Raw genomic sequence first — 12913 nt, forward strand, 5'->3', positions numbered from 1 at the left:
GTTAGGTGTACTTACGGTAATGTAAGTTTGATGCGCTTTCTTTATTAACCCGGTTCCCCTAAACGGAAATTAGGGCCGGACACGGCAGAGTCTGGTAAAACAGGGCTTCGGATGTGACAGAACTCAACTTACGCAATATCAAAAAATCCTATAATAACGTCGAGGTCTTAAAAGGCATTGACCATCACATTGCGGACGGAACTTTTTTCACGCTACTTGGCCCGAGCGGATGCGGCAAAACAACCCTGCTGCGGGTCGTCGCGGGTTTCGTATCACCCAGCGCCGGATCGGTGCATTTCGATACCGAGGACGTAACGCGTATTCCGCCCCACCGGCGTAACGTCGGCATGGTGTTTCAGGACTATGCGCTCTTCCCTGACAAGACCGTATTCGACAATGTCGCCTATGGCCTGCGCGCCCGCAAAACGCCGCGCGAGGAAATTACCCGGAAAGTACCGGAGTATCTGGAGCGGGTGGGTCTCGGCGGCCTGAGTGAAAGACTGCCGGCAGCACTGAGCGGCGGCCAGCGTCAGCGCGTCGCCCTTGCCCGCGCGCTCGTAATTGAGCCCCGGGTACTCTTGATGGATGAGCCGCTCTCAAATCTGGATGCGTCCTTGCGTGTCCAGATGCGGGATGTCATCCGATCCCTGCAGCTTGAAACCAGAACGACGACAATATTCGTGACCCATGACCAGGAAGAAGCTCTGGCCATGTCCGATCAGATCGCCATCATGAAAGATGGCCGCATCGACCAGTGCGGCGCCCCCGATGAAGTCTATAGAAACCCGCTGACTGCCTATGTGGCGAGCTTTGTCGGATCTGCAAATTTGATGGACGCGACGCCGCTTGGCGAACAGCGTGTCGGACCCGGAACTTTTGAGGTGAGCGGGACCCGGGTGAGCGGCCGGACGATGGCCGTTGCGGAAGACGGGAAATACCTGATGGTTGCGCGCCCGGAAAATCTGAATATCCGCAAAGAGACGGACGGGCGGGGCGAGGGCGAGCTTGCCGGTTACATAAGGTCAACCCAGTTCCAGGGATACCGCACAAGCTACCGTGTAGTTCTGGAAAGCGAACAAGAGGTCAATGTCGAGACCTTCGGCGAGGCGGCGGCGTCACCGCTCAATCGCGGCGACAGGGTCATCATCTCGTTTAACGACAATTGCCTGTTTGTTCCCAAGGGATCAAGATGAGCAGGTTTTTTCCCTGGGGTTTACTGAGCCTTTTGGCCCTTCTGTTCCTCGGCCTGTTTATCGCCTATCCGATTGCCGGGATATTGCTGCGCAGCTTCATTGGAGAAAGCGGCGCCTTCTCCCTGAACGGATTTGTCATCTTCCTGACGCAGGGACGCTATCTCGAGGCGTTGCTGAATTCGATTATCCTTGGGCTATCCGTGACGCTCTGTTGCACGATTGTCGGCGTTTTCCTTGCCTTTATCGTGGCGCGATACGAGATCCCCTTTTCCAATATCGTCTTTCTTCTGCCGCTCTCCGTCCTGATTGTTCCGGAGCTGATCTCGGCCCAGTCGTGGATCATGGTGTTCGGCAATAACGGTCTGGTCACCCATCTCTTTGATGCGATCGGTATCCCGTTCCCGCGCTTTTACGGATGGTTCGGCCTGATCTTCGTGATGACGCTGACCTACTATGTGCATATCTTCCTCGCCGCGCTTGCCGCGCTGCGCGGGTTTGACGTCAGTCTGGAAGAAGCCGGTCAGAGTCTCGGTACGACACCCCTCAGCACCTATTTCAAGGTTGTTTTCCCGACGGTTATTCCGGCTGTGCTGTCGGCCGCGCTGATCGTCTTCACGCTCGTTGTCGGCAATTTCGCGATCGCCATTACGCTTGGTCAACGTGTGCCGCTGTTGTCCGTGCTGACCTATCGCAGCTTCATCAGCGAAATGGGCGGCAACCCCACGATGCAGTCAACGCTGGCGACCGTCTCGATCCTGCTGGTCGCATCCGTTCTGTTCCTGCAGCGGTGGTATATCAGCAAGCGCGACTATCAGATGGTCGCCGGCAGGACGCCGCCGCGCTTCAAACCCAAAGGCGCCAAGGCGTGGCTTGCGACGGGGTCCGCAGGCCTGATTATCGTCCTGTCGCTGCTGCCTGTTCTGGTAGTTCTGATCGGGTCATTCACCTTCTCCCGCGGGCCGGTGATGTATTGGGGGCAGTTTACGTTTGACAACTACGCCCGTATCTTCGACTTCAACCTGGAAATTATTGGCAACTCGCTCAGATTTGCCTCCCTTGCGACCCTGCTCGGCGTGATGTTTGCGACGCTGGTTTCCTACCTGCTCGTGAAGAAGCGGACGGCGCTGAGCTCCGCGCTCGACTATCTGCTGCTGCTGCCGCTGACCATTTCGGGAACCGTGCTCGGTATCGCGCTCGCCCAGTCGTTCAGCACTGGCCCGCTGGTCCTCACCGGGACCGCCGCGATCATGGTGCTCGCAATGATGCTGCGGCGACTGCCCTTTGGCGTGCGCAATGCATCCTCCAATCTGCATAATATTTCAAATTCGCTGGAAGAAGCGTCCGTCAGCCTTGGCGTCTCACCGGTGCGGACATTTCTCAATGTGATTTTGCCCTTGATGACGCCGGGAATTGCTGCCGCCGCGATCCTCACATGGGTCACCACCGTCTCCGAGCTCAGCGCGAGCGTGGTGATCTATCACGCCGGACAGGAAACGCTGCCCATCCAGATTTTCCGGTTGATTAACAGCGACCTGATGGCGCGCGCATCAGCTTTCGGCGTAATCAATATGATCATTATTATGGTCCCTGTGTTCGTCGGGATCAAGTTGACGAAAGTAAAGCTCTTCTCATCATAACAACCAGGAGGCTATAAATGAAAACTACATTCCTAAGCGTTACCGCAGCCGCGTTATTCGCAATCTCAAGCGTGACGGGGGCATCGGCGGGCGATGTCAATCTTTACACCTCGAACAGCGAAGACTCCGTCGCCCTGGCGCTCGACGTCATCCGGAAAGAGGCGCCGGATATTAAAGTAAATATTATTGCCGGTAGCTCCGGAACCCTGCTGCGCCGTATTGAAGCGGAAAAAGCGTCGAATGTTGCGGACCTCTTCTGGAGCAGCGGTTTCTCAACCCTCGCCGAATACTCTGATCTCCTGCAGAAATATGAAAGCCCGCAGGTCGACAATCTGCTGCCTGCACTTCAGGCCAAGGACGATCCGTGGACCGGAACAAACACCCACGTCATGGTGCTGATGGTCAATGAATCCGTTCTGAAGGACGATCTCCCCAAGTCATGGGACGATATTATGAACGCAAGCTGGAAAGGTAAGGTCACGATGGCCGACCCGGTCAACTCCAGCTCCGCCTACGCGCAGCTTTACGGCATCTACACGCTCTACGGCGAAGAGGGCGTCCAAAGGCTCGCCGACGTCGTCGAGCTTCAGGGATCGACCAGCGGCGTCTACAGCTCCGTTGCACAGGGTGAGTTTCCTGTCGGCATGACGATGGAATATGCCGCGCAGCGCTATGTTGCGGGCGGCCAGAAGGAGATCAAACTCGTCTACCCGACCGACGGCACGTTCCTATCGCCTGAAGGCCTCGCCCTGATTGCGAATGCGCCAAACCCGGAAGACGCAAAACGCGTCTATGATATCCTGCTGTCAAAAGAGCTGCAGGCGGGACTGGTCGCGCTCACTTTCCGCCGTCCCTCTCGAGCGGATCTCGACGAAGCGCTCCAGGCGAGCGGTTTGCCGCTTATGAACGATATCAAGGTTATTGACATCGATCAGAACAAGGCCGCCGAAGAGCGCCAGATGCTGTTGGAGCTTTGGGCCAAAGCACGCGGCTGATTACCGCAACATCTCTCAATATTGGGAGGCCAGTCACGGCTGGCCTCCGCCCTTCCATTTGTTAAAGGAATAGATCATGGGCATCCTGTCTGCCAAACTGTCGGCGGTGAAGCCTTCGCAAACTAAAGCCATGACCGCGCTCGCGACAAGCCTGAAGGAACAGGGCAAGTCGATCATCACTCTCAGCCAGGGCGAGCCGGACTTCGCAACACCCGAAAATATTTCCAGGGCCGCCGTTGCGGCGATCCACGCCGGGCATACCAAATACACGGCCGTTGCCGGAATTCCGGCGCTCCGCGAAGCCGTCGTCAAGAAATTTCAGCGCGAGAACAACCTCACCTTCACGGCCGACCAGATCACCGTCGGCTGCGGCGCAAAGCAATTGCTGTTCAACGCGCTGATGGCGAGCCTTGACGAGGGGGACGAAGTGGTCTTTCCGACCCCCTGCTGGGTGTCCTATCCGGAGATTGTGAAGCTTGCCGGGGGCACGCCGGTTGCGGTGGAAACCCGCGCTAGGGATGGCTTCATCATGCAGCCCGCCGATCTCCGCGCGGCAATTACGCCGCGAACCAAATGGCTGATGCTCAATTCGCCGTCCAATCCGACCGGCGCCGTCTATTCACGCAAAAATCTCGAAGAGCTTGCGGCGGTGCTGCGCGAGTTTCCGGATGTCTGGGTGCTGGCGGACGATATCTATGAGCATCTGGTCTATGGCGACGTTAAATTCTGCACCATGGCGGAGGTTGCCCCTGATCTTGCAAACCGCACGGTGACGGTAAACGGCGTTTCAAAATCCTACGCCATGACGGGCTGGCGTGTCGGCTATGCCGGCGGGCCCCTTGAGATCATCAAGGCAATGAACACCGTGCAGGGACAATCGACATCTCACACCTGCTCGATCTCGCAATATGCGGCGGTGGAAGCGCTGAACGGCGACCAGAGCTTTATCGGCAAGTTTCGCCGCGCATTCGAGCAGCGCCGAAACATCGTTGTGAAAATGCTCAACGAGATTCCCGGTCTCGAATGTAATACGCCTGACGGCGCCTTCTATGTTTTCGTCGGATGTGAGGCGCTGTTGGGAATGACGACGCCCAAGGGCCAGAAATTGGCAACCGACATGGATTTCGCCATGTACCTCATGGAGGAGGCAGGCGTCGCCGTCGTCCCCGGATCGGGCTTTATGGCGGATGGGTTTATTCGTATTTCCTACGCCTCATCGGAAGACGACCTGAAAAATGCCTGCGCCGCGATCGGCGACGCTGTCTCCAAACTGACGCGCGCTTAAGACGCGATCAATAGCCATTGGAAAGTGGAACAATGAGAAAAACTAGCAAAGATTTGCGCGAAATCGTTATGAGCGGCGGCATGGCCCGCGTGATGGCGGCGCATGACCCGCTCTCGGCCATGCTGGTGGAGGAAGCCGAGTTTGACGGCATCTGGGCCAGCGGATTTGAAATCTCGGCGGCGATGGGGCTGGCTGACGTGTCGCTCGTCTCCATGACGGAGCATCTGAACAACATGCGCAATATGGCGAACCGGACGTCACTGCCGATCATCGCGGACGTCGATACCGGTTACGGCAACGCGATCAATGTCATTTATACCGTCAGAGAGTTCGAAGCGGCGGGCGCCGCCGCCGTCGTGATCGAAGACAAAATGTTCCCCAAGGTCACGTCACTTATCGACGGCGGCCGGCAGGATCTCCTCTCCATCGCGGAGTTTCAGGGGAAGATCGAAGCCGCTTTGAGCGCGCGCAAGGATCCCAACTTCCTGATCATCGCCCGCACGGAAGCTTTGATCGCGGGGCTCGGTGAACGCGAAGCACTTGAGCGCGCCCGCGCCTATGAGGCGGCCGGCGCCGATATGATTTTGATCCACTCAAAACAGAAAACGCCTGACGAGATCGAAAGTTTCATTAACGCCTGGGACGGCAAAGCCCGGATTGTGATCGTGCCGACCGCCTATCCGCAAATGACCGAAGCGCGCGCCCGGGCGCTGAACAAGGTCGGCGTTCTTATCTACGGCAACCATGCAATCCGCGCCGCGGTGACCGGGATGCAAAAGATATTTGCCCAGATCATTCAGGATGGCGGCATCCAGAATGCCGACGCGGACATCGTCCCCGTCTCGGAAATCTTCCGCCTGCAGAAAATGGATGAAGTGAAAGAGAACGAGAAGCGCTTTCTGCGCTGATTGAGACGTTGATCCAGGAGAGCGATGCCGCCCGATACGGCGGCACCGCCACTCGCCCCGCCTTCCCCTGATTGCACTCCTGAAGGATGATGCGGCGCGGCCTACCCGCAACCCTCCTCGCGCATCGTCCCGCGGCCATCCAATCGCTCCCACAGCCTGTCCATCATTGATTGCTGCCTCTCCGCAGGTTCATGCGAATCCCCCTGCGGAACTTATTTCGCTTTGATGCGTTTGTCGTGGCGTAACCACAAGCGGAGCAGAACAATGAACGGAATTATTTACCTCATCGGACTTATCGTCGTCATTATGTTCATATTGTCATTCCTTGGGCTGCGGTGACGGCCATGGCACATGAAAATAGAATGGCCCCGCCTGTCACGCCGATCGACGCGGGCCGGTCCTATCTGGAGTGGGGTGCAAGTACCGGCGGCATTGCGGTTTCCTGTGCCCTGGCGATTGTCCTGTTGCAGTTCGGAGCCGGGGTCGGTCTTTCTTTGGGAGAGCCGCTGCTGGAGGATGGCAGCGCGTCGTGGAACGTCATCGTCGCCGGCCTCTGGACCGTCGTCGTGGCGGCGGCAAGCGGCTCTGCCGGCGGATATATCGCGGGACGCATGAGAGCGCGGCACGGCGACGCTGCGGCCTCCGAGGTTGAATTTCGCGACGGCACGCATGGCCTTGTTGTGTGGGCAGGTTCAACCCTGATCGTGGCGGTACTGATGGCTCTGCTCGCGGCGCTCGCAGCCGTTGGCGCAGCGGCGAGCCCTGCCGCGCCGGATGTCATGACAGACAGTATCCTCGTTCGCCTTACTCAAAGCAACGCGATCATCATGGCGTTTGCCATCGGCGCCGGCGCCGCACTTGGCGCGGGCGCCGCGTGGTTCGCCGCGATTATGGGCGGCGAGCACCGGGACAACGGTCTGTCCGTACACACGCTTGTCCCCGGCCCTTTCAGACGCAAATCGGTCAGATAGTCATTGGCGTTGTGGGCTGCTGACCAACTACGGGCTACCGCATCTGGAACAGTTCCTGATGGAAGCGGCTTGCTATCGGCACCCCATGCGCGGCCATATCCTTGCGGATCGCGTGACCAAATCCCTCGGGGCCGCAGAACCAGATGCTCGCCGCGCGCCAATCCGGCACGGCCGCGCGGATCCGCTCGCCGGTCAGTCGCCCATCCCGCGCGTCGATCATGAGGTGCAGCTGTACTCCGGCCGCCGTCGCATCAGCCTGCAGCCGGTCGAATGCCATCTCGTCGACCTCGGCCGTTGTGTGAAACAGATGGATGACCTTATCCGCCGTAGCCCCTTGCCAGGCCCGCGCCTGCATGGCCCCGATGAATGGCGTAACGCCGATGCCGCCGCCGATCCAGATTTGCACCGGGCAGTCGTCATCAAAGGTGAAGCATCCGTAAGGCCCTTCGACGGTCACAGACTGGCCGACCTCCAGCCGATCGCCAAGCTTTGATGTGTAATCGCCAAGCGCCTTGGTGATGAACTTGATGCGTCGGCTGGCCGGATCCCATGCCGAGGCGATCGTATAGGGATGCGGCCCTTCGCCCGGATCCGAGGTGACAAAGGCAAATTGCCCCGGCTGGTGTCCCGGCCAGCCCGGCCCGAGCTTGATCAGCTTTTCCAGGGAGTGAACGCCGGGGAAGCGGGTCAGCTCGATGATCTCGCCGGCAACCCGACGGCCCGCGCCGATCCGGCCGAGGATCGAGATCACGGCCGCGTAAGTGCCCCCCACCAGCAGTACCGCGAGAACGATCCCGACCGGCTGGGTCCAGTAGCTAAATTCGGTCAGGACGATCGCGTGGAACACCAGCACGAGATAAACCGGCGCCATCATGCGATGCAGCCGGCGGAATACGCTATAGGGCACCAGCTTCACGAGCGCGACGACGATCAGCGCAACAACAGCGTAAAACGCCCACTCCCCCACGTCCTCAGCTGTGCCGCGATAGCCGGCAAGGAAGGCGGCGATTGGATCCTCAATCGGCGACCGCGGGCCGCGCGGGGGGCGTTCGATAAGGCCCCAGCCAACGGCCCATTTCGGCCCCTCGACCCACAGCCAGTGCGTGATCGACAGGACAAGACCGCCAATGCCGAGCCATTTATGCAGGCGGTAAAGCTTGTCCAGCCCGCCAAGCCTGCGTTCCGGCCAGCGCGGGCGGAGCGACAGGATCATTGCGACGCTCATCATCGAAAAGGCCAGAAGTCCGCTGTATTGCAGCATGAATGTCCGCAGCGGAAATAATCCGTCAGCCGCGAAGACACCGGGTGCGGCCGCAAGCCACAGCCCCGTCAGCAGGGCAAGGCCAATCCAGAACACCAATTTGATCCGCAACATTCGTCTCCCCCCGAAAACAGTGGACCAACCCGGACGCGCCCCTGCGTTCATTCCCCGCTGGGCAAAACGGTGTCCGTCGTCAAACGGTATATCACGAAAACCTCGGCGCAAAGAGGATCGAAAACCTGATCGCCTTGCATTTTGCTGAAAATGCAGTGCAGCAACATCACGGCCCGCGCTGGCGTGCGGCCGTCACACCAGTGACATGCCACCGTCCGCGTGCAAATTCATCCCATTGATGAAGCTGCTTGAGTCGGACGCAAGAAACAACGCAGCCTGCGCCAGTTCTTCTGCCTCGCCGAAGCGACCTGCCGGGATCAGGGTCCGCATCATCTCCTCGAACCCGGGTCGTTCATCTTCGGAAATACCGAGCTTGGCCAGAATGGACGTGTCGACTGGCCCGGGGCTCAAGACATTGACCCGGATCCGCCGGGCTTTTAATTCCAATGCCCAGTAACGGGCAAAGGAATTAATCGCCGCTTTGGTTGCGGCATAGACCGCGTGATTTTCCAGCACCTTGCTCGCGGCGAGGGAGCTGACCAGGATAATGCGACCTGCATCTCGCATCAGGGGAAGCATTGTCTGAACACCGAAAAAAGTGCCGCGTGTGTTCACATCGAACTGGTGATCATAATCGGCAATGGTCACCTCCGCCGCCGAAGAGAGATGAATGACACCCGCGTTGGCGACATAGATATCAAGGCCGCCAAATCTGTGTTTAACTTCATTCGCAAGGCTGCCCTGATGAGCAAGGTCAGAAATATCGCCCGCGATACCGACAGCGCCGCAGCCAATCTCTGCAACGGCGCTCTCCAGCACATCCTTTCTCCGGCCTGTAATAATCACTTGCGCGCCCTCTTGCGCAAACAGCCGGGCCGTTTCCTTGCCAATGCCGCTGTTACCGCCCGTTACAAGGGCGACTTGTCCTTTCAACGATTTCATAAGTCGATATCTCCTATTTCACTTGCCAAGCTGCGATGATGGCGTGCAAATCGCGGTTAATCACATCAGGATGCGTTCCGCACATACCATGCGGGAGCCCGCTGTAAGTTTTGAGGGTGGCGTTCTTTAGGAGATTGGCCGCCAGGGGCGCGGAATTGGCATAAGGAACGATCTGGTCATCATCCCCATGCATGACCAGGGTTGGGACGTTAACGGCTTTCAGGTCGTCCGTGAAGTTTGTTTCCGAAAACGCCTTGACACAGTCATACTGGGCTTTGGCGCTTCCTGCCATAGCCTGGCGCCACCAGTTCTGGATCAGCCCCTGAACCGGCTTCGCACCGGTACGGTTAAATCCGTAAAATGGCCCCGACGCCAGATCGATGTAGAATTGTGATCGGTTCGCCGCGAGCCCGGCCCGGATTTCATCAAATACCTCAATCGGCAATCCACCGGGATTTGCAGATGTTTTTACCATGATGGGAGTAACGGCGCCGATGAGAACCAGTCCCGCTACGCGTTCGGGCCTGGATCTCGCCACATAATGAACGGCTTCGCCGCCGCCGGTTGAATGGCCGATATGAACAGCGCCCTTCAGATCAAGCGCCTCCGCCAATGCGGCCACATCGGCCGCATAGGTATCCATCTCATTTCCCTGATCCGTCTGGGTAGAGCGGCCATGCCCCCGGCGATCATGGGCGATCACCCGATAGCCTTTGGCGAGAAAATAGAGGAGCTGGTTATCCCATTCGTCCGATGTGAGCGGCCAGCCATGATGAAACATGAGGGGTTGGGCATTCTGCGGTCCCCAGTCTTTGTAAAAAAGCCGGACACCGTCCGTTACAGTTATGAAATTTGTCATCATTTGTCCTTTTTCTGTTGGAGTTGGCAAAGTCGAGGAAAGCACCTCGCTCGCGCAGGTGGTAAGAAGGGCAGCGCAAGCGCTGGCGGAGAGAAAGTTGCGGCGACTTATAATCGTCGATTGGTTGTGAGCCATTGTGCAATCCTCTGAGGCGTTACAGTCGTCGGTCTGGAGACTAGAGATCCACGACCGAACTCGGTTTCGCATAGGCGAGCGCCGTCGCCCGATCTGCCTTGGGCGGATAGATCCAGATGGTGTTGACCTCCTGCTTTATCGCTTTGGCGTCAGCACCGGTCGCCTCTACCTTTCGATCCCAACCCCGCGTGAAAAGAGCGCCGGGTTCGCCGAGATCAAGACAGGTGACATAGGTGCGCTGCTGATACGGCTCCGGATCGACGTTCAACAAACTGGCCGCCGCATTGTTGCCCGCATAGGCGCCCATACGTTTGGCGTGCTGGCAGGACATCAGGGTATGGTTGCCAAGATCATCACTTGCCGCTTTCGCCGCGTCCCCGGTCGCCCAGACATTCGCAACGCCCGGAACTGCGAGGTAGGCATCGACCAGAAGACGACCAAAATTGTCACGTTCTGCGTTGATACATGCGGTAAGCGGTGTCGCGCGCATTCCCGCCGCCCAGATTACTGTGGATGCATCGATCCTCTCACCATTTGAGAGGGTGACGCCGTCAGCATCGACACCCGTGATCGCTGTAGCTGTAATCGCCCTGATCCCGAGTTGCCGGAGTGCCTGAGTGATATGCGGCCGCGCCTCATCGCCCATATCCGGCGCAATGTTCGATGACCGGTCGACGATGATCACCCGGACATCACCGCCCGGACCGAGGATATTCCGACGGCGAGTTGCCATCTCGGTCGCAACTTCGATGCCGGTAAATCCGCCGCCTGCGACGACTATCGTATTCCTTTTTGGACTATCGGGGCGCTTTGTGAGACCATTCAAATGCAAATCAAGAGAAACGGCCTCCGGAATGCTGTCAACGCTGAAGGTATGCTGATCGACGCCGGGCACAGGAGGACGGAACAAGCTGCTGCCCGCGGCAAGCACCAGCCGGTCGTAACGCAATTTTTGCGCCTCATTCCCGCGGTTCTCAAACGTAATCGATTGATCGTCCGTATCTATCCCGGTGACTGTTCCGGAAACGAAATTCACATCGACAGCGCTGAAGAGATCGAGAAGCGGCACTTTCATTTTTTCCGGGTTTGGCTCATACAGTCTCGGACGGACGGTTAGAACCGGATCAGGCGCGATTACCGTGATTTCCAGTTCATCGCTTGAGACTTTCTGCAAGGCGCGAAGACGCGCGGCGGAGAGAGCAGCATCAGTGGCCGCGAAACCGGCACCAATGATCAAGATGCGTTTAGCCATTATCTTTCCTTCCTTGTTGTGCAAGAAAGGCCGGCAGACTGGTCCAGGGGAGTAGAGGACCTTCAGGGAGTGGGAGGGGGGTGCCTGACGGCCTGGTTTGTAGTGCCCGGCAACTCTGCGACACCAACTCGGATATGAAAGATATAGCCGACGATATCGAGACTAGTACGCTCTTGTTTCGCAAATTCAGGGGCATTTCTTTCTGTCCTGTTTTGGTGACGAATGTTTACCGAACAAGACAAAACCTATGCTTCCTGACCCCTCCTGACGATTGCACTCTAGTCGAGAAAGGCTATTGCATAAGTATAGAATAGCCACACCAAAACGGTGATCGATGCGCGAAAAAGAGGATATCCAGCCAGCGGACAGCTATACCGACAGCACCCGAGATATCACCATTGATGATGGTATGCTGGACATAGGGAGTTACGGTCGCGTTACTTGCGGTGTCACCGATGACGCCCCATCAGTTTCTGCACGCCCTTGAAGGCCATAACCAACGGCGCGGCCACCAGGAACAACAAAACAAGTGAAAAGAAGGCTTCGTTGAACGACAGCACCGCCGCCTGTAACAGGATATTTTTCTGAATGACAGCCAGGGCGCCTTGCATCGCGCTCTCCGGCTCTATCCCGCGACCTGTCAACGCTGTAGACAATGTTTCCTGATACTGCTGAAACGGCAGACTGGCGAGATCCATATTCTCAATCAGCACCCGCCTGTTGAGCGCGGTCTGACGGTCGAGGTAGGTACTCAGGAAAGAAATGCCGATGACACCCCCCATTTGCCGCCCGAAATTGAAAAGGCCGACACCCGACGCAACATGATCGACGTCAAGGCGCGTAAGTGTAAAAATGGTGATCGAGATGAAGAGGAAACCAAGGCCAAGTCCGCGCACCAAAAGGCTCGGCCATAGATCCTCGGCGCCGCTTTCCGAGGTGGACCCCGACAACATCCACATGGCGGTCATGACAAGAACAATTCCGAGCGGGGTAAATAGCAAAGGATTGAGCTTTTTCCATGTAATCAATGTACCGGCGATCACTAATCCTGCCCCGACCGCCGCGCTTGATGGAAGGAGCAGTAACCCGGCATCCATTGCGGGCAGCGCAAGAACCTTGAGCGCGAAGGCCGGAATGAGAAAGGCGCTGCCGGAAAGCACGAATCCCGCGACAAAGCTCACCACGAAACCGAAAGTGAATTGCGGATCGGTGAATATTTTTCGCTCTATCAATCGGGAGCGAGTATCAATGACCCGCCATGCAACGAAGGCAATTCCCGCGCCGACCCCGACAACGCTAAAAAGAGGGTGCTGTCAGACGAATGCGACATAGTCTCTGTTTGGCGTAAAATGGCACAAAGG

At 57.7% G+C, this 12913-nt stretch carries 11 protein-coding genes; 6 read left to right on the plus strand and 5 right to left on the minus strand.

Annotated features, from left to right (window positions below; all coding sequences use genetic code 11):
* Positions 1-113 precede the first annotated feature (113 nt).
* From V7Z56_RS12235 to V7Z56_RS12260, 6 genes are all read left to right on the plus strand, one after another.
* Positions 114-1193: an ABC transporter ATP-binding protein gene (locus tag V7Z56_RS12235; RefSeq protein WP_334129782.1), complete on the plus strand. Its 1080-nt coding sequence runs from the start codon at positions 114-116 to the stop codon at positions 1191-1193.
* Complete coding sequence (locus tag V7Z56_RS12240) at positions 1190-2830, plus strand: ABC transporter permease (RefSeq protein ID WP_334129783.1); 1641 nt, start codon at positions 1190-1192, stop codon at positions 2828-2830. The genes V7Z56_RS12235 and V7Z56_RS12240 overlap by 4 nt, the downstream gene beginning before the upstream one ends.
* A 17-nt stretch (positions 2831-2847) precedes the next feature.
* Entirely contained in the window at positions 2848-3825 is a 978-nt protein-coding gene (locus V7Z56_RS12245) for an extracellular solute-binding protein (RefSeq protein ID WP_334129784.1), read from the plus strand.
* A 76-nt stretch (positions 3826-3901) separates the two neighbouring features.
* Positions 3902-5110, plus strand: coding sequence for a pyridoxal phosphate-dependent aminotransferase (locus V7Z56_RS12250; RefSeq protein ID WP_334129785.1), 1209 nt, complete (start codon positions 3902-3904; stop codon positions 5108-5110).
* 32 nt (positions 5111-5142) lie between these two features.
* Complete coding sequence (locus V7Z56_RS12255) at positions 5143-6018, plus strand: isocitrate lyase/phosphoenolpyruvate mutase family protein (protein WP_334129786.1); 876 nt, start codon at positions 5143-5145, stop codon at positions 6016-6018.
* 362 nt (positions 6019-6380) lie between these two features.
* Positions 6381-6989, plus strand: a complete 609-nt coding sequence (locus tag V7Z56_RS12260; protein ID WP_334129787.1) for a hypothetical protein — start codon at positions 6381-6383, stop codon at positions 6987-6989.
* 34 nt (positions 6990-7023) lie between these two features.
* Here the strand turns inward: V7Z56_RS12260 and V7Z56_RS12265 are convergent, their stop codons facing one another.
* From V7Z56_RS12265 to V7Z56_RS12285, 5 genes are all read right to left on the minus strand, one after another.
* On the minus strand, positions 7024-8364 hold the full coding sequence (locus V7Z56_RS12265) for a ferredoxin reductase family protein (RefSeq protein ID WP_334129788.1): 1341 nt from the start codon (positions 8362-8364) through the stop codon (positions 7024-7026).
* Positions 8365-8556: 192 nt separating this feature from the next.
* Positions 8557-9306, minus strand: a complete 750-nt coding sequence (locus V7Z56_RS12270) for an SDR family NAD(P)-dependent oxidoreductase (RefSeq protein WP_334129789.1) — start codon at positions 9304-9306, stop codon at positions 8557-8559.
* Positions 9307-9319: 13 nt separating this feature from the next.
* Entirely contained in the window at positions 9320-10168 is an 849-nt protein-coding gene (locus V7Z56_RS12275) for an alpha/beta fold hydrolase (protein WP_443023803.1), read from the minus strand.
* 172 nt (positions 10169-10340) lie between these two features.
* Positions 10341-11552 carry an NAD(P)/FAD-dependent oxidoreductase gene (locus V7Z56_RS12280; RefSeq protein ID WP_443023804.1) on the minus strand — a complete coding sequence of 404 codons (1212 nt, stop codon included), beginning with the start codon at positions 11550-11552 and terminating at the stop codon, positions 10341-10343.
* 449 nt (positions 11553-12001) lie between these two features.
* On the minus strand, positions 12002-12826 hold the full coding sequence (locus V7Z56_RS12285) for an MFS transporter (protein WP_334129795.1): 825 nt from the start codon (positions 12824-12826) through the stop codon (positions 12002-12004).
* Positions 12827-12913 lie beyond the last annotated feature (87 nt).

Origin of the sequence: Sneathiella sp., from assembly GCF_036844445.1 — a bacterium.
Taxonomy (GTDB): Bacteria; Pseudomonadota; Alphaproteobacteria; order Sneathiellales; family Sneathiellaceae; genus Sneathiella.

Coding starts and splice junctions, on each gene's coding strand:
- V7Z56_RS12240 (WP_334129783.1), top strand. CDS start 1,190: ATGAGCAGGTTTTTTCCCTGGGGTTTACTGAGCCTTTTGGCCCTTCTG.
- V7Z56_RS12245 (WP_334129784.1), top strand. CDS start 2,848: ATGAAAACTACATTCCTAAGCGTTACCGCAGCCGCGTTATTCGCAATC.
- V7Z56_RS12250 (WP_334129785.1), top strand. CDS start 3,902: ATGGGCATCCTGTCTGCCAAACTGTCGGCGGTGAAGCCTTCGCAAACT.
- V7Z56_RS12255 (WP_334129786.1), top strand. CDS start 5,143: ATGAGAAAAACTAGCAAAGATTTGCGCGAAATCGTTATGAGCGGCGGC.
- V7Z56_RS12260 (WP_334129787.1), top strand. CDS start 6,381: ATGGCCCCGCCTGTCACGCCGATCGACGCGGGCCGGTCCTATCTGGAG.
- V7Z56_RS12265 (WP_334129788.1), bottom strand. CDS start 8,364: ATGTTGCGGATCAAATTGGTGTTCTGGATTGGCCTTGCCCTGCTGACG.
- V7Z56_RS12270 (WP_334129789.1), bottom strand. CDS start 9,306: ATGAAATCGTTGAAAGGACAAGTCGCCCTTGTAACGGGCGGTAACAGC.
- V7Z56_RS12275 (WP_443023803.1), bottom strand. CDS start 10,168: ATGATGACAAATTTCATAACTGTAACGGACGGTGTCCGGCTTTTTTAC.
- V7Z56_RS12280 (WP_443023804.1), bottom strand. CDS start 11,552: ATGGCTAAACGCATCTTGATCATTGGTGCCGGTTTCGCGGCCACTGAT.